Source organism: Pseudomonas sp. S11P7, from assembly GCF_023195435.1.
In the GTDB taxonomy this organism is placed as follows: Bacteria; Pseudomonadota; Gammaproteobacteria; order Pseudomonadales; family Pseudomonadaceae; genus Aquipseudomonas; species Aquipseudomonas fluorescens_G.
Window position 1 is genome coordinate 735,046 of sequence record NZ_JALPKS020000002.1, and the last position, 21,449, is coordinate 756,494.

Sequence of the window (21,449 nt, forward strand, 5' to 3'; positions counted from 1 at the left end):
GGGTTTTGTGTCGTTCACAAATGTTGTTGAACCTGTGGGAGCTGGCTTGCCAGCGATGGCGGCTAAACAGGCGCTACATTTCTGTTGGCTTTTGGGCCGCCTGCCACAAAATCTCCGCCACCCCTTGCCGCCGCGCAATCAACCTTGCCGCAACAAACAGCAAATCCGACAACCGATTGATATACGCCAGGCCAACTCCGGCCAGCGGTTCCAGCGCATTCAGATGCTGGCAGCGTCGCTCGGCACTGCGCGCCAGGCTGCGGCACACATGCGCTTGGGCGATCAGCATTGAGCCGCCCGGCAGAATGAAATTCTCCAACGGCCCCAACTCTTCATTCCACACGTCGATCGCTGCTTCCAGCCGTTCGATTTCCGCTGCGTTCAACGCCTGATATTCCGGCATCGCCAGTTCGCCGCCCAAATCGAACAGGCGATGCTGACAAGGCGCCAACACCTCGATCAGCTCATTCAGCCCCGGGCAGCTTTCACGCTCGGCGATCAATCCGGCCAGCAGCACGCCGACCTGACTGTTCAGCGTATCGACTTCGCCGATCGCCTCGATCCGTGGGTGATCCTTGGGCACGCGACGGCCGTCGCCCAGGCCGGTTTCGCCGGTGTCGCCGGTGCGGGTGTAGATTTTCGACAGGCGAAAGCCCATGGGTTACCTCGGTAGTTGATGGTTTTCGGCGGCGATGGGCGTTGGCTGGCTCAGCGGCAGGCGCAAGGTAAAGCAGGTGCCCTGGCCCGGCGCGGACTGCACTTCCATCTGCCCTTTGTGATTGTTGGTAATGATGAAGTATGAGACTGACAAGCCCAGTCCGGTGCCCTGGCCGATTTCCTTGGTGGTGAAGAACGGCTCGAAGGTGCGTTTGCGCACGCTTTCGCTCATGCCGATACCGTTGTCTTCGACTTGAATCTCGGCCCAGGGCGGATTGAGTCTGGTACGCAGAATGATCCGCCCCGGCTCGCTGTCGTCCTCGCGCTGGTGGATCGCCTGCGCGGCGTTTTTCAACAGATTGAGCAGCACCTGCTCGAGCTCGTTGGCGGTGCCCGGCACCGGGCCGAGCGCCGGGTCGAATTGACGGATGATCGCCTGGCCCTTGAAGTCGAAACCGATGGCCAGATCGAAGTCGTTGCCGGCGATTTCCACGGCTTGATCGATCAGGGCCGGTAGATCACATGGCGCCATCTGCCGGGTACTGCGGCGGCTGAAACTGAGCATGTGCGTGACGATTTTCGCCGCCCGCGCACCGGCCTGTTGAATACCGTCGAGCAGTTGCGGCACTTCGCGGCCTTGCAGGTAGCGGTTGACGGTGTCCAGGTCGATGCCCAGTTGCTCGGCGGTTTCCAGATTTTTTGGCAGATCGGTGGACAGGCGCCGACGAATGTTCTGCACGTTGTGCAGGATCGCGCCCAGCGGGTTGTTGATTTCATGGGCCATGCCGGCAGCCAGGCCACCGACCGACAGCATTTTTTCCGACTGGACCATCATTTCTTCCAGCGACAGGCGCTGGGTGATGTCGTCGATGCGAATCACCACCCCGCGCCCGGCACCGCCCATCAGCGGATAAAAGGTCAGCGCGTAGTGCTTCGGCTCGTCGTCCTTGAACCAGGTGACCCGCTCGATTTTTGCCACGGTGTGCTGCTCGACGGTCTGCTTGAGTTGCGGCAGAAACGGCTTGAGCGGTTCGAAGGCAAGGAAGATCGGCTGGTTCAGTGCTTCGTCCAGACGCGTGCCGGAGAGGGCGCTGGCTTCTTGGTTCCATTGGGTGACGTAGAGCTGCTCGTCGAGGGCGATGAGCGCTGAGGGCATCGAGTCGATGATGCTGTTGAGGTAGTTCTGGAAGCCGGTGAGCTTCTTCTCGATCTTGCTGCGCACCTGGACTTCCAGTTCCAGTTTGCGGTTGGTGTGGCGGGTTTCTTCGGCCAGCCCCTGGGCCTGATCGTAAGCCGCTTGCGAATCATCGCGGGCACGCTTGAGCTGCTGCTCACGCGCTTCGATGCGCGACAGCATGGTGTTGAACGCCTCGGCCAGACTGCCGATTTCATCGTGGTTGCCGCGCGCGGCCCGCAGGGCGTAGTTCTCTTCGCGGGTGACCTGGCGCGACAGCTCCTCAAGCTGATGGATCGGCCGGGTGATCAGGCGTTTGATCTGCCGGGCAATCACCAGCCACAGCAGCACGCTGAAGATCAGGATGCCAAGGCTTGCGGTCAACGTGCCGGTGTAGAACGCCATCGGCAATTCGCTGCTGGCGACCAGCAACAGATGGCCCGGCGAGGTGCCGGGACGGGGCAGGGTGATCAGTTGGTTGCTGCGAAATTCGGTCAGTTGCCACGCCTCGACGTGGCGGTAATGCTCCGGCAGGCTGAGCTTGTCGCCGCGCTGTACTTGCGCCAGACGCTGCCCCTTACCGTCATAGAGGGCGGCGGCGCGCAGCGGTGAATAACTGTCGAGCTCCTTGAGCAGGCGCTCGGCACTTTGCGGTGATTGCAGGGCTTCGCTGACCAGGCTCGGGTTGGAGATCAGCCGGCCGATGGTCTGCAAGGCCTGCGGCGCCATGCTTTCCTGGGAGATGTAATAGGCGGCGCTGATGAAGGTCAGGTTGGCGACCAGCAGAACCGTGGTCAACAACACCAGCAGGGCGGCCAACAGTTTCTGGCCGACCGGCAGGTTTTCGAGGCGCTGGCGCAATGGCATCAGGTTTATCGCAACAAAGGAACAAGTCGCCAGCGTAGCCGCTGCTCAGTCGCTGGGCAATCCGAGGCTGCAAAGACGGGCGATCAGGCGCTGTTGCAGTTGCTGCAGGTGCGGCAGGTTTACCCGGTGACGTTCAGCAACTTTGCAGGCGTGGCCCAACAGGTAACTGATTTCGGTGCGGCGCTGGTTGGCGACGTCCTGATACATCGAGGAATAATTGGCCGCGGTGGCCTGAATCACTCGCTCGACTTCCGCTTGCAGGTTGTCCGCCGCTGCCGGTTGGCCACAACGTTCAAGCAATTCGGCCAGCTCGCCACACAGGGTGGCGACTTCACAGTGATGCTCGGTCAATCCGCCGTTACGGCAGTCGTGCAACACCGTCAGCGGGTTGATCGCACAGTTGAGCGCCAGTTTGCGCCACAGGCGGGTGAGGATGTCAGCGGTCCATTCATGGGGAATGTTCGCCGTTTGCAGATCGTCCAGCCAGATCGGCGCCAATGGGTTTGCAGCATCGCCGAGCCAGGTAAAACCGTGTCCGGCAAACACCACGCGCCAGTCGCCATCGCGAAACGCACCTTCGGTGCTGGAAGCGCTGATACACCGCGCATGCGGGACCTGGGCGGCGACGGCATCCTGACTGCCGAGACCGTTCTGCAGCAGGATCAGCTCGGCATCGGCCGCCAGTCGCGGGGCGATACGGGCGACGGCGTTCTCGGCGTCATAGGCCTTGCACGCCACCAGCAGGCGGCGGATCGGCGCGGGGTTATCCGCGGTTTCAGCGGGAACTGCATGGGTGCTGGCTTGTCCGTTTTCTACCAGGGTCAGTCCACCGGCAGCCGTGTAGCTGCGCAAACGCGTTTGGTCGCGCACGATCAACCGCACCGGCAGGCCCGCGCGGGCCAGGCGGGTCGCCCATAGAGTGCCGAGACTGCCGGCGCCCAGTACATGCCAGGGAGTCGACATCAGTTTTTTGCTCGATTGCTTGCAGGCATGTGCGGCGCGCCGTATCGGTGGGAAAAGACCCGTTATAATGAGCCCGATTTTAACCGCAAGCCAAGCGCGCTCCATCACCATCGAGCGCGCCTTTTTATTGGAGAGATTACATGCCGTCGTTCGACGTGGTATCCGAACTGGACAAACACGAGCTCACCAACGCGGTCGAGAACGCCGTGAAGGAACTCGACCGTCGTTATGACCTGAAAGGCAAAGGCAGCTTCGAGTTCAAGGAAAAGGACCTGACCGTCAGCCTGACCGCCGAGGCCGAATTCCAGCTCGAAGCAATGATCGAAATCCTCAAGCTGGCGCTGGTCAAGCGCAAGATCGACGTGCAGTGCCTTGAGGTCAAGGACGCTTACGCCTCGGGCAAGCTGATGAAGCAGGACGCCGTGCTCAAGGAAGGCATCGACAAGGAATTGGCGAAGAAGATTGTCGGCCACATCAAGGAAGCCAAATTGAAAGTGCAGGCCGCCATCCAGGGCGAGCAAGTGCGCGTGACCGGCAAGAAGCGCGACGACCTGCAGGAAGCCATCGCGGCGCTGCGCGCCAAGGAATTCGGCATGCCGCTGCAGTTCAACAACTTCCGCGACTAAGCTCTGTCGGATGGCTTGTGGGAGCGAGCCTGCTCGCGAATGCGGTGTTTCATTCAGCGAAAAGTTGACTGACACACCGCTTTCGCGAGCAGGCTCGCTCCCACATTATTTTGTGTACACCCGGGAAGCCGGAAATCAGGAGAAAGAACATGGATTTGAATGCTGAGGTGGACAACCTGGTCAAGGCGTCCCAGGCGTGGATTCCGATGATCATGGAATACGGCAGTCGCGTACTGCTGGCGGTGATTACTCTGGCCATCGGCTGGTGGCTGATCAACAAGGTCACGCAAAAGCTCGGCGGCCTGCTGGCCCTGCGCAATGCTGACTTGGCGCTGCAAGGCTTTATCAGCAGCCTGGCGAACATCATTCTCAAGGTGCTGCTGATCGTCAGCGTCGCGTCGATGATCGGCGTCGAAACCACCTCGTTCGTAGCCGCCATTGGTGCCGCCGGTCTGGCCATCGGTCTGGCATTGCAGGGCAGCCTGGCGAACTTCGCCGGTGGCGTGCTGATTCTGCTGTTCCGGCCGTTCCGTATCGGCGACTGGATTGAAGCCCAAGGCGTGGCAGGCACCGTCGACAGCATCCAGATTTTCCACACGGTGCTGCGTACCGGCGACAACAAGACCATCATCCTGCCTAACGGCAATCTGTCCAACGGCATCATCACCAACACCAACCGTCAACCGACCCGCAAGGTTGTTTTCGATGTGGGTGTCGATTACGAAGCCGATCTGCAAAAGGCCCGTCAGGTGCTGCTGGATCTGGCCAAGGATGAGCGCGTGCTGCAGGACCCTGAGCCACAAGCGGTGATCTCGACACTCGGCGACAGTTCGATCACGGTTTCCCTGCGAGTTTGGGTTAAAACCGCCGATTACTGGGATGTAATGTTCATGTTCAATGAACAGTCGCGAGATCGTTTGAAAAACGCCGGTATCGATATTCCGTTTCCTCAGCGGGTTATTCGCGTAGTTCAGGAACCCGGCGTTAAGTCTGCAAGTTGATACTTCAGTACTGCATCAACCCCAGGAAACTTCCTGGGGTTTTTTATGATCATTAAAGTTTGCTAGCTAATAGATAGTTTCCTAATGTTCTGACTTGAATTGTTCAGGCAGAGCCATAAAAAAACCGCTCACCTGAATCAGGTGAGCGGTTTTTTGTTAGAGCAGCGCTCTACAGTACGTCAACTGTGCATCCGGATTAGAGGATGTTCAGTGGGTACTCAACGATCAGACGGGTGTCGTTGTTGTCAGACGAGTAGCCGCTGTATGCGCCGTTGGAACGGTACATGGCATAACGCAGGCGGAACGACAGGTCCTTGGCCGGACCTTCCTGAATCACGTATTTGGATTCGGCGTTCCACTCGTTTTCCTTGCCTTCGCCCAGCCCGTTGGTGGTGATGTGGTCACCCATCACGTAACGGGTCATGAAGCTCAGGCCAGGTACGCCGTAAGTCTTCATGTTCAGGTCGTAGCGAGCTTGCCAGGAGCGCTCGTCGCGGCCCACGAAGTCGGAGATCTGAATGGAGTTGGCAACGAAGATGGTGCTGTTGCCGTCAACGCCGTAGTAGTAAGCGTTGTCGCCGCTGGAGCGCTGGTGAGCGAGGGTGAATTTGTGAGCACCGATGCTGTACGCAGCAGCCAGGGACCACAGATTGTTGTCCACGCCAGTGGTGCCGTCGCCAATCGCGTCAACCAGATCACCGCGGCTGTCGCCTTTGGTGTGGTAGCCGTTGAAGTCGAAGTTCAGCGACTGTTCGTCGTTGATTGGCAAGGTGTAGTTGAGGTTGACGTAGTACTTCTTGAAGTAATCGTCAGCGTCGGAAGCAGCCAGGGCACCGGTGAAGTTGTCGGTGAAGGAGTAGCTGGCACCGAAGATGTTGATGCTGGTCAGGCCTTTGCCGCCGTTGCCATCTTCGTCCGGCAGACCGCCGATGCTGTCACGACCCATGCCGGTTTGCTTGCTCAGAGCAGTGAAGCGACCTGCGCTCAGTTCCAGACCTTTGATCTCTTTGGAAGTGATCAGGGTACCGGTAGCGACTTCTGGCAACAGACGGCTGTCGTCAGTGGCGAAAACCGGGCTGGCAACGAATTGCTGGCCGTATTTCAGAACGGTGTCGGATACACGGAATTTGACCGCGCCGCCGATCTTGCCCTGGGATTTTTCAGGGTTGCCGTCGCTGTCATTGGCGAACAGACCGTTGCCGCGACGACCCGAGCCGCCGTCCAGTTTGGCCGAACCCATGGCCATGGCGTCGAGACCGAAGCCTACGGTGCCTTGAGTGAAGCCCGATTCGTAAGTCAGCAGTTGGCTGATACCGCTATCCTGGCGATAGCCACTTTTGAAAGTGCCGTCACCGTTGGAAACGTTACCTGCGCCGTTCTTGTAGTCACGGTTCATGTACTCGAAACGAGTCTTCAGCTTCAGGCTCTGATCTTCCAGAAAACCTTTGGCTTCGTCCTGAGAGGACGCCACTGCGAACTGCGAGGTGCCTGCTGCAACAGCCAGGGCGATCATGCTCCACTTCATCACGCGCATCGTGATTTGCTCCTTTGGTTTTTAGAAGAGTACTGCCGTCCCACCTGTTTTATTATCTGGGCGGCTCTTTTTTTTGTGTCGGCGCAAACTTATATCACGCCGACATTGTTGGCGATACTTGCGAATACAACCTTTCGGCTTCTTTACGACGCTGTCGCAATCGGCTTGGTAGATGTCGCAAATTCACAGTTTCGATGCAATCGGACCGACAACTTTTTCTGCTGTTTTGCAGTCGTTTGCATCGCTAAAAAAGAGTCCTTGGCAAAACACTTGAATCTCCAGTCGGGCAGCCATGCCACGGTTTTTCTTGGCTTTAAGCGTTCACTTCCGGTGGTGCGCTTATAGTCCATATGGGTACGAATGCAACAAGCGTGCACAAACCGCAGTTTCGTTGCGGTTATTTTTCGGGGTACGCGTCTGTGTCCATAAAAGCCTTGTAAATACGGGGCGCCAGGCCCTTTTTCAAAGTGTCTTGACGCCATGCATGCCATGGTGTTGCCAAGCCATGGCGCGCGCAAGACAACAAAAAACGTTACCGGTTCACCCCGTTGCTGAGTATTCGGCGGATGTCCGACGCACTGAGCGTAGACGTAGTGAGCGGTTTTGGTGCAAAAAAATCACTCATGGGCTCAAACGCTTGCAAGCGGAATCGGCACGGCTTGCGGATGCGCGGGGATGTTCGGGTATTCGCGTTATCCGGCAACTGCTTCAGGATCCATGCTGGTGCGTACGCCGAGCAAATGTGACATGTCGGGGCGCCGCAGCGGCAAGCAGGCGCAGTGATCGTGAAGATCGACGCATTCGCAGGTATGCTGCGCATCTGTTGTCTGGCGCGCCGTCCACCGGTGGAGCGCCAGGCTCAACCATCAGGATCAGCCCAGGAGAATGCGCAGTGTTTGCTTTGGATTCACGACTTCAACAGGACACCCTGGTCATCGGTGACTTCCCGCTCTGCCGCTTGCTGCTGTCCAATGACAGCCAATACCCGTGGTTCATCCTGGTGCCGCGTCGCGAAGATATCAGCGAGTTGTTTCAGTTGGATGTCGCCGACCAGCAGCAGCTCTGGCAGGAAACCACCACGCTGGCCGAGCTGCTCAAGGATTCGTTCGATGCCGACAAACTGAACGTCGCCACCCTGGGCAACGTCGTCAGCCAGTTGCACATGCATGTCATTGTGCGCAAACGCACTGATGCCGCCTGGCCGGCCCCGGTCTGGGGCAAACACCCGGCCCAGGCCTACAGTGCTGAGCAAGTGGCCGCCATCCGCGAGCGTCTGCGCCTGGTGCTGACCGACGATTTCACGTTTGTGGAGGGCTGAGTCATGGATCTGGAACAACGCGTTACCGATCTGGAGAGCCGGTTGGCTTTTCAGGACGATACGATTCAGGCGTTGAATGACGTGCTGGTGGAACAGCAGCGCATGGTCGAGCGCCTGCAACTGCAGATGGCGGCACTGCTAAAGCGCCAGGAGGAAATGGTCGGGCAGTTCGGCTCTTTCGAGGAAGACGCACCGCCGCCGCATTATTGATTTCATGCAGGCATAAAAAAAACCGCGAGCAGCCAGGCTGTTCGCGGTTTTTTGCTTTGGGTCAGCGGCGCGGCAGCGCGGCGATGACGTCCTCGGCTTGCAGGCCCTTGTCGCGGTTCATCACCGAAAACTCCACGCGCTGGCCTTCGACCAGAACGCGGTGACCTTCGCCACGGATCGCGCGGAAATGCACGAAAATATCATCGCCGGAATCGCGCGAGATAAAGCCGAAGCCTTTGGAGGTGTTGAACCACTTGACGGTACCGGTATCGCGGTTGGTCATGTCATAGCTGGTCGGCGCGGCGGCCGGTGAAGAACGATAGAAGCTCACCGACAGGTGCACGACCACCGCAACCAGGGCGATCACCAGACTGAACAGCACCGCTGGCTGGCCGGCAATGACCGGCATCGGCGCGATCAGGGTCAAGGTTTGCAGGACGACGGTCAATGCCAGAAGAGCGCTGACCAGGTTTTGCAGATGCTGACGCGGGCCTTTGTTCCAGTAAGGGATCACGGGGGCAAGGATCAGGTTCAGCAGGCCGAAAAAGGCCAGGTAAAGTGCATCGGGTTGTTGCAGGTAGGGAACGGCTTCGGATTTCAAGCTGGGTATGAACGACAGCAGCAAAGCTGCTGCGCCCATCAGCAGGTGGACGATTTTCAACATTTTGATTGGCTCACGTTTATGACGGCTCACAAGGAAGAGCTGAAGGCGAACGGTTCGCTTCGGAACAAAATAAAGAGGCGGTGGACACGTTCACGGCATCAGCCTATGCGCGAACACCCCGAAAAACGGGGCATGGCGACACATCGCCTATTTAACAGCAAAGCCTGCGACGACTCAAATCAGCCCGGCCAGTGGCAGTGCGTCGGTCGTTTTGTCGCAGGGCAAGCGTTTGATCAGGGCTGCGAGGTGGCGGCAGCCTTGCTAGAGTGGGCCTGCAGCTTCTGGATGAAATCAATCACCCTCAGGAGGTCAACATGGCAATCGATATCGGTATCAGTGAAGAAGACCGCAAGTCCATCGTCGAAGGACTGTCGCGTCTGCTGTCGGACACCTACGTGCTGTATCTGAAAACCCATAATTTCCACTGGAACGTCACCGGCCCGATGTTCCGTACCCTGCATCTCATGTTTGAAGAGCAGTACAACGAACTGGCGCTGGCGGTGGACTCGATCGCCGAGCGCATCCGCGCCCTGGGCTTTCCAGCACCGGGTGCCTATGCCACGTATGCACGTCTGTCGTCCATCAAGGAAGAAGAGGGCGTGCCGAGCGCCGAAGACATGATCAAGCAGTTGGTTGAAGGCCAGGAAGCGGTGACTCGCACGGCGCGCGGGATTTTCCCGCTGCTCGACAAGGTCAGCGATGAGCCGACGGCCGACCTGCTGACCCAGCGCATGCAGGTGCACGAGAAAACCGCGTGGATGTTGCGCGCACTGCTCGAGGCCTGATGGCAGTACGCAGGCCTTGCAACCCGAGGCCTGCGTCCGTGCAAAATCTTACTTGTATCGTTGGCTTATCCTACGGTGACGGTCAACAAGTCGTCTGGCTATAACTTTGTGTCTGCGCTTTTATGAAAGCCACAGGATGTGACCCTTTCAAGCAAGCAGAGATGACAAAGGAGTGTCAGCGATATGGTAGAAGGAGACAGGCGCGGCGACCGCAGGGTCGGCGCGCCACATGATTTGAGGGTCGATCCGTTCGTCAGCGGATTCGACATGGCGCTGATCAGGCCGTTGTCGCGGTCCGTGCGCCTGAACGGTTATGCAACCTGCCTGCGTCTGGAGCAGGTTTACTGGAACATCCTCGGCTCGATGGCGGCGGACAACTGCTGTTCGATCAGCTCGCTGTTGTCTCACGTCGATCGTGAAGTGCATCTGCGGCACGGCGGGGTGAAGAATTTCAGCGCGCTGGTGCGGGTCGTGTGTGTGATGAACGGAATCGGTCAGGTGGCGCGGTCCGATTCGCTCTGATACGGCGCTTGCAAATGAGGTCGCGGCCTGTGCAGCTTAGCGGCTGCACAGGCCGCATTTAATCGATATAATCCCGCTCTTTCGCCGCAAAGCCCTGCGCGCGGCAGCAATCTGATCGCCGAGACACCTCCATGCCGATGTACGATTACCAATGTGCTTCCTGTGGTCATCAGTTGGAAGCCATTCAGAAGATCAGCGATGCACCGTTGGTCGCCTGCCCTGCCTGCCAGGCACCTGAACTGAAGAAACAGCTGTCCATGCCGGGTTTTCGCCTCAGCGGCAACGGTTGGTACGAGACCGATTTCAAGACCGGAGCCAAGAAGAATCTGGCCGGTGGCGACAAAGCTGACTAGGGTTCAAGCCCTGAACGAACGACACGCGTGAGTTTCCGCATTGCTTGGGCAACGGAATCTCCACCGAATATCGAATGACGAGAAGCGAACCATTATCATGATGCGCAGCCACTATTGCGGCCAACTGAACGAAAGCCTGGAAGGTCAGGAAATTACCCTTTGCGGATGGGTTCACCGTCGCCGCGACCACGGCGGGGTGATTTTCCTCGATATCCGTGATCGTGACGGTCTGGCCCAGGTGGTCTTCGATCCGGATCGCGCCGAGAGCTTCGCTGCCGCCGATCGCGTGCGCAGCGAATACGTGGTGAAGATCACCGGCAAGGTGCGCCTGCGTCCGGCCGGTGCAACCAACGCCAACATGGCTTCGGGCATGATCGAAGTGCTGGGTTACGAACTGGAAGTGCTGAACGAGTCGGAAACCCCGCCGTTCCCGCTCAACGAGTTCTCCGACGTCGGCGAAGAAACCCGTCTGCGCTATCGCTTCCTCGACCTGCGTCGTCCGGAAATGGCCGAGAAGCTGCGTCTGCGTTCGCGCATGACCACCAGCATCCGTCGCTTCCTCGACGAAAACGGCTTCCTTGACGTCGAAACACCGATCCTGACCCGTGCCACCCCTGAAGGTGCGCGTGACTATCTGGTGCCGAGCCGCACCCACGCCGGTTCGTTCTTCGCCCTGCCGCAATCGCCGCAGCTGTTCAAGCAGCTGCTGATGGTGGCCGGTTTCGACCGTTACTACCAGATCGCCAAGTGCTTCCGCGACGAAGACCTGCGCGCCGACCGCCAGCCGGAATTCACCCAGATCGACATCGAGACCAGCTTCCTCGATGAAAAAGAGATCATGGGCCTGACCGAACAAATGATCCGCAACCTGTTCAAGGAAGTGCTGGATCTGGAATTCGGCGAATTCCCGCACATGACTTTCGAAGAAGCCATGCGCCGCTACGGTTCCGACAAGCCGGACCTGCGTATTCCGCTGGAGCTGGTGGACGTTGCCGACCAGCTCAAGGAAGTCGAATTCAAGGTATTCAGCGGTCCGGCCAACGATCCGAAGTGCCGCATTGCCGCACTGCGCGTTCCAGGCGGGGCGAGCATGCCGCGCAAGCAGATCGACGACTACACCAAGTTCGTCGGCATCTACGGCGCCAAGGGCCTGGCCTACATCAAGGTCAACGAGCGCGCAGCCGGTGTTGACGGTCTGCAATCGCCGATCGTCAAGAACATCCCGGAAGACAAGCTGAACGTGATCCTCGATCGCGTCGGCGCTGTCGATGGCGACATCGTGTTCTTCGGCGCCGACAAGGCCAAGATCGTCAGCGAAGCCTTGGGCGCGCTGCGCATCAAGCTCGGTCACGACCTCAAGCTGCTGACCTGCGAGTGGGCGCCAATGTGGGTCGTCGACTTCCCGATGTTCGAAGAAAACGACGACGGCAGCTTCTCGGCGCTGCACCACCCGTTCACCGCACCGAAGTGCACCCCGCAAGAGCTCGAGGCCAACCCGGCCGGTGCCCTGTCGCGTGCCTACGACATGGTGCTCAACGGCACCGAGCTGGGTGGCGGTTCGATCCGTATCCACCGCAAGGAAATGCAGCAAGCGGTGTTCCGTCTGCTGGGCATCAACGAAGCGGAGCAGGAAGAGAAGTTCGGCTTCCTGCTCGACGCGCTGAAATACGGTGCACCGCCACACGGTGGTCTGGCCTTCGGTCTGGACCGTCTGGTAATGCTGATGACCGGCGCCCAGTCGATCCGCGAAGTGATCGCCTTCCCGAAAACCCAGAGTGCTGCCGACGTGATGACGCAGGCTCCGGGCGTGGTGGATGCCAAGGCCTTGCGCGAGCTGCACATTCGTTTGCGCGAAACGCCAAAGGCTGAGTAAGACGGGCCTGAAGGCGCATCTTCGGATGCGCCTTTTTCTTTCTATAAGAGCAGGTCGAGATTTTTGTGTTTGCTGGCCGCTGCACACGCAGGGCGGGCAACGTTTCAAAGAGAATTCGGAGCGAGTTATGGCAGGTCATTCCAAGTGGGCGAACATCAAGCACCGCAAAGAACGTCAGGATGCCAAGAGAGGCAAGATCTTCACCAAGTGGATCCGCGAGTTGACCGTTGCGGCCCGTCAGGGCGGCGGTGATCCGGGCTCCAACCCGCGTCTGCGTCTGGCCCTGGACAAGGCGCTGAGCGCCAACATGAGCCGCGACATCATTGACCGCGCCGTCGCGCGCGGCGCCGGTGCGACCGAGGCGGACAACGTTGAAGAGCTGACCTACGAAGGTTACGGCCCGGGCGGCGTGGCGGTGATGGTCGAATGCATGACCGACAACCGCAATCGTACCGCTGCGGCTGTGCGTCACGCGTTCAGCAAGTGTGGCGGCAATCTCGGCACCGACGGTTCGGTGGCGTACCTGTTCGAGCGCAAGGGCCAGATCAGCTTCGCGCCGGGCGTCGATGAGGACGCGCTGACCGAAGCGGCGCTGGAAGCCGATGCCGATGACGTCGTCACGCATGAGGACGGCTCAATCGACGTGTTCACCTCGTTCACCAGCTTCTACGCGGTGCGTAATGCGCTGGAAGCCGCCGGGTTCAAGGGCGATGACGCGGAAATCGTCATGCAGCCGACCACCAGCGCCGAGCTGGATCTGGAAGGTGCGGAGAAGGTGCTCAAGCTGATCGACATGCTTGAAGACCTGGATGACGTGCAGAACGTCTATTCCAACGCAGATATTCCGGAAGACGTCGCTGCTCAGCTCGGTTAAGAGCGACTACGATTCAATGTGGGAGCTGGCTTGCCAGCGATGGCGTCGGCGCATCAGCATTGATGGCGCCTGACACTCCGTCATCGCTGGCAAGCCAGCTCCCACATTTGTTTTTGTGTTATTTCGAACCAGCAGGCGCTATGACTTTAATTCTTGGTATTGACCCCGGCTCGCGCATCACCGGTTACGGGATCGTTCGCGATACCGGGCGGGGCGGCTGTGTTTATGTGGCGTCTGGCTGCATCCGTACCGGTGCGGGCGAGTTGCACGAGCGTTTGCAAATTGTTTATCGCGGCGTGCGCGAAATCATCCAGACTTACGGTCCGGTCACCATGGGCATCGAAAAGGTCTTCATGGCGAAAAATGCCGACTCGGCGCTCAAGCTAGGGCAGGCCCGTGGCGCGGCTATCGTTGCGGGCGCCGAAGAGTGCCTGGAGATTGCCGAATACACCGCCACTCAGGTCAAGCAGGCCGTAGTGGGCACCGGTGCCGCCAATAAAGAACAAGTGCAGATGATGGTGATGCACATGCTCAAGCTGACCAGCAAGCCGCAGATCGACGCTTCCGATGCCCTCGCGATCGCTATTTGCCATGCGCACACGCGTTCCAGCCTGCTACCGCACGGCCTGGGGACCGCACGCAGTCGTGGCGGGCGCCTGCGTCTCTGATAGCATCAGCAACAATTTTCCTGAAAGCGGATGTGTGCGCCTGTGTCGTCGGCGCGGATTTCGCCTTTCGACAGTCGCCAGCCCACGGCTGGCCAACGCTCAAGGATCTGAAACGTGATTGGACGCTTGCGCGGCACCCTGGTTGAGAAACAGCCGCCGCACCTGATTCTGGATGTAAACGGCCTCGGGTATGAGCTCGAAGTGCCCATGACCACCCTCTATCGCCTGCCGTCGGTCGGTGAACCGCTGACCCTGCATACCCATCTGGTCGTACGCGAAGATGCGCAGTTGCTCTATGGTTTTGCCGGCAAGCGTGAGCGAGACTTTTTCCGCGAGTTGATCCGGCTCAACGGGGTCGGGCCGAAATTGGCCCTGGCACTGATGTCGAGCCTGGAAGTCGACGAACTGATCCGTTGCGTACAGTCGCAGGACACCTCGGCGCTGACCAAGGTGCCGGGTGTCGGCAAGAAAACGGCCGAGCGCCTGCTGGTCGAATTGAAGGATCGCTTCAAGGCGTGGGAAACCTCGCCGGCCATGTTCGCGCTGGTGCCGAATCAGCCAGACGGCCCGGCGCCGGTCAATACCGCCGAAAACGATGCGGTCAGCGCGCTGATTTCCCTGGGCTACAAGCCGCAGGAAGCGAGCAAGGCGATTTCCGCCATCAAGGACAAGAATTTGAGCAGTGAAGACATGATCCGCCGCGCCCTGAAGGGAATGATTTAAGTGATTGAAGCTGATCGTCTGATTGCCGCTGCGCACAGCCCGCGCGAGCGCGAAGAAGTCCAGGACCGCGCTATTCGCCCGGTCAGCCTGGCCGACTACATCGGCCAGCCAACTGTGCGCGAGCAGATGGAGCTGTTCATCCAGGCTGCGCGCGGGCGCAGCGAGTCGCTGGATCACACGCTGATCTTCGGCCCGCCGGGGCTGGGTAAAACCACACTGGCCAATATCATCGCTGAAGAAATGGGCGTGTCGATCAAAAGCACCTCCGGTCCGGTGCTGGAGCGTCCGGGGGATCTGGCGGCACTGCTGACCAATCTCGAACCGCACGACGTGTTGTTCATCGACGAAATCCATCGCCTGTCGCCGATTGTCGAAGAAGTGCTGTACCCGGCCATGGAAGATTTTCAGCTCGACATCATGATCGGCGAAGGGCCGGCGGCGCGTTCGATCAAGCTCGACCTGCCGCCGTTCACCCTGGTCGGCGCCACCACTCGCGCCGGCATGCTGACCAATCCGTTGCGTGACCGCTTCGGTATCGTCCAGCGCCTGGAGTTCTACAGCACGGCGGATCTGGCGACGATCGTCAGCCGGTCGGCGAGTATTCTCGGGCTGCCGCTGGATCCGGAGGGTTCGTTCGAGATCGCTCGTCGCGCGCGTGGCACCCCGCGCATTGCCAACCGTTTGTTGCGTCGAGTGCGGGACTTTGCCGAAGTGCGCGCCAAAGGTCATATCACCAAGTCGGTGGCGGATCTGGCGTTGAATCTGCTGGATGTCGACGAACACGGTTTCGATCATCAGGACCGGCGTCTGCTGCTGACGATGATCGAGAAGTTCGACGGTGGCCCGGTCGGCATCGACAGCCTGGCGGCGGCGATCAGCGAAGAGCGCCACACCATCGAGGACGTCCTCGAACCTTATCTGATTCAGCAGGGCTACATCATGCGCACGCCGCGGGGCAGGGTAGTGACCCGACATGCGTACCTGCATTTCGGTTTGAACATTCCGTCACGCATGGGCGAGATGCCCGTGGCAGACGAGTTTCTTGATGCGGCGGACGATTGATACACATTTGTTGGCGATTTATTCAGGGTTTGTACTGTCACAGCACGGTACTTTTGCGGTAAAGCTTTGAAACCACGAAAAACAGTTGTCTCGCCGGATTGGCAACCTGAGGAGTAAGCACTAGAGTATGCGCGCGCAAAACGGGCTTGGGCCGTTCGCACATCGTTGTCGCGTTTATTACGAGGACACCGATGCGGGCGGCATCGTGTATTACGTTAATTACCTCAAGTTTATGGAACGGGCTCGAACCGAGCGGCTCCGCGAACTGGGCTTTGCCCAGTCGCAGCTTGCCGGGGAGGACCTGTTGTTTGTCGTGCATTCCAGCGAAGCGCGCTACCACGCGCCGGCGCGACTGGACGACGAACTGCTGGTAAGCGCTGATGTAACCGAATTGAACCGTGCCAGCCTGCGCTTCAAGCAGCAGGTCAGGCGGGCGACGGATAATGTGCTGCTCTGCGAAGGGCAGTTTCTGGTGGCCTGTGTGCGCACCGACAGTTTGAAACCCCGGGCCCTTCCCGAAGACTTGCGGGCGGCCTTCGCCGACGCGGTCGGTCCGGGTACACACTCAAAGCAGGAGATAAAGCGTGGAAGCTAACGTCGTCGACCATTCCTCCATGTGGAGCCTGGTCAGCAATGCCAGCATCGTGGTGCAGTTGGTAATGTTGACCCTGGTGGCCGCATCGGTGACCTCATGGATCATGATCTTTCAGCGCAGCAATCTGCTGCGTGCCGGTCGACGCGCCCTGGAGAGCTTTGAAGAGCGCTTCTGGTCGGGGATCGATCTGTCGAAGCTGTACCGTCAGGCCGGCAGCAACCCGGATCCGGACTCGGGCGTAGAGCAGATCTTCCGTGCCGGCTTCAAGGAATTCTCCCGTCTGCGTCAGCAGCCAGGCGTCGATCCTGAAGCAGTGATGGAAGGTGTGGCGCGTGCCATGCGTGTCGCCATCTCGCGCGAAGAAGAGAAACTCGAGCAGAGCCTGCCGTTTCTCGCCACCGTCGGTTCGGTCAGCCCGTACATCGGTCTGTTCGGTACCGTTTGGGGGATCATGAACTCCTTCCGCGGTCTGGCCAGCGCCCAACAGGCGACCCTCGCCACCGTGGCACCGGGTATTGCCGAAGCACTGATCGCCACCGCGATCGGTCTGTTCGCCGCAATCCCGGCGGTCATCGCTTACAACCGTTTCGCTGCGCGCAGCGAAACCTTGCTGGGCCGCTACTACACCTTCGCCGATGAATTCCAGGCGATCCTGCACCGCAAAGTGCACACCAGCGAAGAATAAGCAGGTATTTCCCGATGGCTTTAATCGCTCGAGCTCGCAAAAAGCGCAAGCCGGTCGCCGAGATGAACGTAGTGCCCTACATCGACGTGATGTTGGTGCTGCTGGTCATCTTCATGGTGACCGCGCCGATGCTCAATCAGGGCGTGAAAGTTGATCTGCCCAAGGTTTCCAGCGAAGCCTTGCCGCAGGACAACAACACCCAGGTCCTGACCATTTCGATCAAGGCTGACAAGACCTACTACTGGAACCTTGGCAGCGAAGTAGACACCGAGAAACAGCAGGATCGCGCCATGACCCTGCCACAGATGACCGATGCGGTGACCAAGATCATTCGCGCCGGCACCGAGGGTGGCAAACGCACCCAGGTGTTCATCCGTGGCGACAAGACTGTCGACTACGGCGCCGTCATGGGTGCCATGGGCGGGTTGCAGAAGGCCGGGGTCGGTAACGTTGGTCTGATTACCGAGGCCCCCTGATGCAGCAACAGCGAGAGCCGTCCGCCTCGGAAAGCTACTTCTGGCCCAGCGTTCTGGCGATTGTCCTGCACGTGCTGGTGTTCGGCATGCTGTTCGTCAGTTTTGCCTTCACGCCCGAACTGCCGCCGGCCAAGCCGATCGTCCAGGCGACTCTGTACCAGCTGAAATCGAAAAGTCAGGCAACCACCCAGACCAATCAGAAGATTGCGGGTGAGGCGAAGAAATCCGCCGCGCGCCAGACCGAAGTCGAGCAGATGGAACAGAAAAAGATCGAGCAGGAAGCGGTGAAGGCGGCGGAACAAAAGAAAGAGGAAGCGGCTCAAAAGGCCGAGGAAGCCAAGAAGGCCGACGAGGCGAAGAAAGCGGACGAAGCGAAAAAGGCTGATGAAGCCAAGAAAGCCGACGACGCGAAGAAAGCCGAGGCGAAAAAGGCCGAAGAGAAACAATTGGCTGATATAGCCAAGAAGAAAGCCGAAGACGAAGCCAAGAAGGCCGCTGAAGAAGAGGCCAAGAAAGCCGCTGCGGAAGAAGCCAAGAAAAAGATCGTCGAAGACGCGAAAAAGAAAGCCGCCGAAGACGCCAAGAAGAAAGCCGAAGCTGAAGAGGCGAAGAAGAAAGTCGCCGAAGACGCGAAGAAGAAAGCTGCTGCCGATGCTGCGAAGAAGAAAGCGCAGGAAGCGGCACGCAAATCTGCCGAGGATAAAAAGGCTCAGGCCCTGGCAGACCTGCTTTCCGACACGCCGCAACGTCAGCAGGCCTTGGCTGATGAGCAGGGTGACGAAGTCGCGGGCAGTTTCGATGACCTGATTCGTGCACGAGCGGCAGAAGGCTGGGCACGTCCACCTTCGGCACGCAAAGGCATGACGGTGGTGCTGCAGATCGGCATGTTGCCGGACGGTACGGTGACTTCGGTCAATGTGGCCAAATCCAGTGGTGACGGCCCGTTCGATGCTTCGGCAGTCGCGGCAGTGAAGAATATTGGACGTTTGACAGAAATGCAGGGAATGAAGCCGAGCGATTTCGCTCCGTATCGTTCATTCAAGATGACATTCACACCTGAGGATCTAGCCTTGTGAGAAACCTTCTTCGAGGAATGCTGGTCGTGATCTGCTGCATGGCAGGGATCGCGATGGCAGATGAAAAGAACATTCTGGTCACCAGCGGCAGCGATCGGGCAACGCCGATCGCGGTCGTGCCGTTCGGCATGCAGGGCGGTGCGGTGCTGCCGGATGACATGGCCGAAATCATTGGCAACGATTTGCGCAACTCGGGCTATTACTCGCCGATTCCAAAAGCCAACATGATCAGCCAGCCAAGCCAGCCGAGCGAAATCATCTTCCGTGACTGGAAGGCGGTAGGTGCTCAGTACATGATGGTCGGCAGCATCGCTCCAGCGGGCGGTCGCCTGCAGGTGCAGTGGGCATTGTTCAACGTTGCCACCGAACAGAAAGTGGCCGACGGCAGTGTTTCCGGCACGACCGACCAGATTCGTGACATGGCGCACTTCATTTCCGATCAGTCGTTCCAGAAGCTGACCGGTATCGACGGTGCGTTCTCGACGCGTTTGCTGTACGTGACCGCCGAGCGCTTCTCCGAGAAAAACACTCGCTACACGCTGCAGCGTTCCGACTATGACGGCGCCCGTGCAGTGACCCTGCTGCAATCGCGTGAGCCGATCCTGTCGCCGCGTTTCGCACCGGATGGCAAGCGTATCGCGTATGTGTCGTTCGAACAGAAGCGTCCGCGCATCTTCATGCAGAACATCGACACCGGTCGCCGCGAGCAGATCACCAACTTCGAAGGCCTCAATGGCGCGCCAGCCTGGTCGCCGGATGGCACGCGTCTGGCGTTCGTACTGTCGAAAGACGGTAACCCGGACATCTACGTGATGAATCTCGGTTCGCGTCAGCTGACCCGCGTAACTTCCGGTCCTGGCATCAACACCGAACCGTTCTGGGGCAAGGATGGTTCGACCATCTACTTCACCTCCGACCGTGGCGGCAAACCGCAGATCTATAAAACCAGCGTCGGTGGCGGTGGTGCCGAGCGTGTGACGTTCGTAGGCAACTACAACGCCAACCCGAAACTTTCGGCTGATGAAAAGACTTTGGTGATGATTCATCGTCAGGATGGCTTCACCAATTTCAAGGTGGCAGCTCAGGATCTGCAGCGGGGTAGTGTAAAGATCCTCACTGATAGCACTCTGGACGAGTCACCTACTGTTGCGCCCAACGGCACCATGGTAATCTACGCCACCCGCCAACAGGGCCGGGGAGTCTTGATGCTCGTGTCCATTAATGGACGCGTGAGGCTCCCGCTTCCTACCGCTCAAGGCGAAGTCAGAGAACCGTCCTGGTCCCCTTACCTGAAGTGAGCGGGCGCTACACGTTTTACTTAACACACTGGGGTTCATTAGGAGTTTCACGATGGAAATGCTGAAGTTTGGTAAATTTGCTGCGCTGGCTCTGGCCATGGCTGTAGCTGTAGGTTGCTCGTCCAAAGGCGGCGACAACGCCGGTGAAGGCGCTGTTGATCCAAACGCTGGTTACGGCGCAAACACCGGTGCCGTTGACGGTTCCCTGAGCGAAGAAGCTGCTCTGCGCGCAATCACCACCTTCTACTTCGAATACGACAGCTCGGACCTGAAGCCAGAAGCCATGCGCGCTCTGGACGTTCACGCCAAAGACCTGAAAGCAAACGGCGCTCGCGTTGTTCTGGAAGGCAACACCGACGAACGTGGTACTCGTGAGTACAACATGGCACTGGGCGAGCGTCGTGCGAAAGCCGTTCAGCGCTACCTGGTACTGCAAGGTGTTTCCCCAGCTCAGCTGGAACTGGTTTCCTACGGCGAAGAGCGTCCAGTTGCTACCGGCAACGACGAGCAGTCCTGGGCCCAGAACCGTCGCGTCGAACTGCGTAAGTAATTCGATATGCGAACGTGCCGTCGTGCTGTAACTGTTCTGGCTCTCAGCCTCGCGCCGCTTGCGGCGTGGGCTGCGGTTCCTGTGGTCGATGACAACTCCGGTTATTCAAATAGCGGGAGCAGTTATCCGCCTGCGGGTTACGGTACGAACGGCGCCTATGCCGGGGGAGCGGCTTCGGCCCCTGCCTCGGCACAAGGCATGCTGTTCAACCAATTGCAACAGATGCAGGATCAGATCTCGCGCCAGCAAGGCGTGATCGAAGAACTGCAGAATCAGGTTGCGCGCATGAAGCAGGAATCCCTGGAGCGATACCAGGATCTTGATCGGCGCATAGGATCCGGCGTTGCACCAGCCGCGACTCCCGAGAATTCTTCTGCCGGTGGCGATGCAAGTGCTGCTGCCGGTGCTGCCGCGGGTGCGGGGGCTGCCACGGCGGCCCAGGCACCTGCCGCAGGTAGCGAACCGGCTGATCCGGCCAAGGAAAAGCTGTATTACGATGCCGCTTTCGACCTGATCAAAGCCAAGGATTTCGACAAGGCCAGCCAGGCGTTTGCCGCTTTCCTGCGTAAGTACCCGAACAGCCAGTACGCGGGCAATGCCCAATACTGGCTGGGCGAAGTGAACCTGGCCAAAGGCGATCTGCAAGGTGCAGGTCAGGCATTTGCCAAGGTTTCGCAGCTGTATCCCAAGCACAACAAAGTGCCGGATTCGCTGTACAAGCTGGCTGACGTAGAGCGCCGCCTCGGTCACACCGACAAGGTCAAAGGCATTTTGCAGCAGGTGGTGTCCCAGTATCCGGGGACTTCCGCCGCGCAACTGGCCCAGCGCGATCTGCAACGCATGTAAGCAGGCTTGACCCGTTTGGAAGAAACCCGCGCTTGTCGCGGGTTTTTTC

The 21,449-nt window shown here is 59.0% G+C and carries 24 protein-coding genes; 19 read left to right on the forward strand and 5 right to left on the reverse strand.

Annotated elements, in window-relative coordinates; all coding sequences use genetic code 11:
- Positions 1-73: 73 nt before the first annotated feature.
- From M0746_RS03365 to M0746_RS03375, 3 genes are read right to left on the reverse strand one after another with little or no spacing between them, the layout of a single operon-like run.
- Complete coding sequence (locus tag M0746_RS03365) at positions 74-658, reverse strand: cob(I)yrinic acid a,c-diamide adenosyltransferase (protein WP_208940030.1); 585 nt, start codon at positions 656-658, stop codon at positions 74-76.
- 3 nt (positions 659-661) lie between these two features.
- A complete protein-coding gene (locus tag M0746_RS03370; protein WP_258448199.1) occupies positions 662-2,698 on the reverse strand; it encodes a sensor histidine kinase in 2,037 nt (678 codons plus the stop codon).
- A gap of 45 nt (positions 2,699-2,743) precedes the next feature.
- Complete coding sequence (locus tag M0746_RS03375; RefSeq protein ID WP_258448200.1) at positions 2,744-3,661, reverse strand: putative 2-dehydropantoate 2-reductase; 918 nt, start codon at positions 3,659-3,661, stop codon at positions 2,744-2,746.
- 140 nt (positions 3,662-3,801) lie between these two features.
- On the opposite strand from M0746_RS03375, the gene M0746_RS03380 reads away from it, so the two are divergent.
- Both M0746_RS03380 and M0746_RS03385 read left to right on the forward strand, forming a co-directional pair.
- Positions 3,802-4,287: a YajQ family cyclic di-GMP-binding protein gene (locus M0746_RS03380; RefSeq protein WP_090285634.1), complete on the forward strand. Its 486-nt coding sequence runs from the start codon at positions 3,802-3,804 to the stop codon at positions 4,285-4,287.
- Between the two features lie 149 nt (positions 4,288-4,436).
- Positions 4,437-5,288 carry a mechanosensitive ion channel family protein gene (locus tag M0746_RS03385; protein ID WP_258448201.1) on the forward strand — a complete coding sequence of 284 codons (852 nt, stop codon included), beginning with the start codon at positions 4,437-4,439 and terminating at the stop codon, positions 5,286-5,288.
- A 196-nt stretch (positions 5,289-5,484) separates the two neighbouring features.
- Here M0746_RS03385 and M0746_RS03390 read toward each other — a convergent pair whose 3' ends face one another.
- Positions 5,485-6,822 carry an OprD family porin gene (locus M0746_RS03390; protein ID WP_208940034.1) on the reverse strand — a complete coding sequence of 446 codons (1,338 nt, stop codon included), beginning with the start codon at positions 6,820-6,822 and terminating at the stop codon, positions 5,485-5,487.
- A gap of 892 nt (positions 6,823-7,714) precedes the next feature.
- Between M0746_RS03390 and M0746_RS03395 the strand changes: the two genes are divergently transcribed.
- Together M0746_RS03395 and M0746_RS03400 are read left to right on the forward strand one after the other, a co-directional pair.
- The gene (locus M0746_RS03395; protein WP_258448202.1) at positions 7,715-8,140 is read left to right on the forward strand and encodes an HIT family protein; all 426 of its coding nucleotides are present in this window, start codon (positions 7,715-7,717) and stop codon (positions 8,138-8,140) included.
- Positions 8,141-8,143: 3 nt separating this feature from the next.
- Positions 8,144-8,350: a SlyX family protein gene (locus tag M0746_RS03400; RefSeq protein ID WP_258448203.1), complete on the forward strand. Its 207-nt coding sequence runs from the start codon at positions 8,144-8,146 to the stop codon at positions 8,348-8,350.
- Between the two features lie 61 nt (positions 8,351-8,411).
- Here M0746_RS03400 and M0746_RS29005 read toward each other — a convergent pair whose 3' ends face one another.
- Positions 8,412-9,014, reverse strand: a complete 603-nt coding sequence (locus tag M0746_RS29005; RefSeq protein WP_274705867.1) for a cold-shock protein — start codon at positions 9,012-9,014, stop codon at positions 8,412-8,414.
- Positions 9,015-9,328: 314 nt separating this feature from the next.
- Between M0746_RS29005 and M0746_RS03410 the strand changes: the two genes are divergently transcribed.
- From M0746_RS03410 to ybgF, 15 genes are all read left to right on the forward strand, one after another.
- On the forward strand, positions 9,329-9,799 hold the full coding sequence (locus tag M0746_RS03410; protein ID WP_007951212.1) for a Dps family protein: 471 nt from the start codon (positions 9,329-9,331) through the stop codon (positions 9,797-9,799).
- Between the two features lie 183 nt (positions 9,800-9,982).
- Positions 9,983-10,321: a ribbon-helix-helix domain-containing protein gene (locus M0746_RS03415; RefSeq protein ID WP_258448204.1), complete on the forward strand. Its 339-nt coding sequence runs from the start codon at positions 9,983-9,985 to the stop codon at positions 10,319-10,321.
- 131 nt (positions 10,322-10,452) lie between these two features.
- Complete coding sequence (locus M0746_RS03420) at positions 10,453-10,674, forward strand: FmdB family zinc ribbon protein (protein WP_258448205.1); 222 nt, start codon at positions 10,453-10,455, stop codon at positions 10,672-10,674.
- A 97-nt stretch (positions 10,675-10,771) separates the two neighbouring features.
- Entirely contained in the window at positions 10,772-12,547 is a 1,776-nt protein-coding gene (aspS, locus tag M0746_RS03425; protein WP_090285617.1) for an aspartate--tRNA ligase, read from the forward strand.
- A gap of 127 nt (positions 12,548-12,674) precedes the next feature.
- A complete protein-coding gene (locus M0746_RS03430; protein WP_034153419.1) occupies positions 12,675-13,421 on the forward strand; it encodes a YebC/PmpR family DNA-binding transcriptional regulator in 747 nt (248 codons plus the stop codon).
- A 140-nt stretch (positions 13,422-13,561) separates the two neighbouring features.
- Entirely contained in the window at positions 13,562-14,089 is a 528-nt protein-coding gene (ruvC, locus tag M0746_RS03435; protein ID WP_208940039.1) for a crossover junction endodeoxyribonuclease RuvC, read from the forward strand.
- A gap of 114 nt (positions 14,090-14,203) precedes the next feature.
- Complete coding sequence (gene ruvA / locus M0746_RS03440; RefSeq protein WP_090285615.1) at positions 14,204-14,812, forward strand: Holliday junction branch migration protein RuvA; 609 nt, start codon at positions 14,204-14,206, stop codon at positions 14,810-14,812.
- Positions 14,813-15,874, forward strand: coding sequence for a Holliday junction branch migration DNA helicase RuvB (gene ruvB / locus M0746_RS03445; RefSeq protein WP_090285613.1), 1,062 nt, complete (start codon positions 14,813-14,815; stop codon positions 15,872-15,874).
- 127 nt (positions 15,875-16,001) lie between these two features.
- Positions 16,002-16,469 (forward strand): tol-pal system-associated acyl-CoA thioesterase, encoded by a 468-nt coding sequence (gene ybgC, locus M0746_RS03450; protein ID WP_186550560.1) that lies wholly within the window; start codon positions 16,002-16,004, stop codon positions 16,467-16,469.
- Entirely contained in the window at positions 16,459-17,154 is a 696-nt protein-coding gene (gene tolQ, locus M0746_RS03455; protein WP_008080223.1) for a protein TolQ, read from the forward strand. The genes ybgC and tolQ overlap by 11 nt, the downstream gene beginning before the upstream one ends.
- Positions 17,155-17,177: 23 nt before the next feature.
- Entirely contained in the window at positions 17,178-17,630 is a 453-nt protein-coding gene (tolR, locus tag M0746_RS03460) for a protein TolR (RefSeq protein WP_160767866.1), read from the forward strand.
- Positions 17,630-18,706: a cell envelope integrity protein TolA gene (gene tolA / locus M0746_RS03465; RefSeq protein ID WP_258448206.1), complete on the forward strand. Its 1,077-nt coding sequence runs from the start codon at positions 17,630-17,632 to the stop codon at positions 18,704-18,706. Before tolR ends, tolA begins: the two co-directional genes overlap by 1 nt.
- A 17-nt stretch (positions 18,707-18,723) precedes the next feature.
- A complete protein-coding gene (gene tolB, locus M0746_RS03470) occupies positions 18,724-20,004 on the forward strand; it encodes a Tol-Pal system beta propeller repeat protein TolB (protein ID WP_208941055.1) in 1,281 nt (426 codons plus the stop codon).
- Positions 20,005-20,056: 52 nt separating this feature from the next.
- On the forward strand, positions 20,057-20,554 hold the full coding sequence (gene pal / locus M0746_RS03475; RefSeq protein WP_003178634.1) for a peptidoglycan-associated lipoprotein Pal: 498 nt from the start codon (positions 20,057-20,059) through the stop codon (positions 20,552-20,554).
- 6 nt (positions 20,555-20,560) lie between these two features.
- The gene (gene ybgF, locus M0746_RS03480) at positions 20,561-21,400 is read left to right on the forward strand and encodes a tol-pal system protein YbgF (RefSeq protein WP_208940040.1); all 840 of its coding nucleotides are present in this window, start codon (positions 20,561-20,563) and stop codon (positions 21,398-21,400) included.
- Positions 21,401-21,449 lie beyond the last annotated feature (49 nt).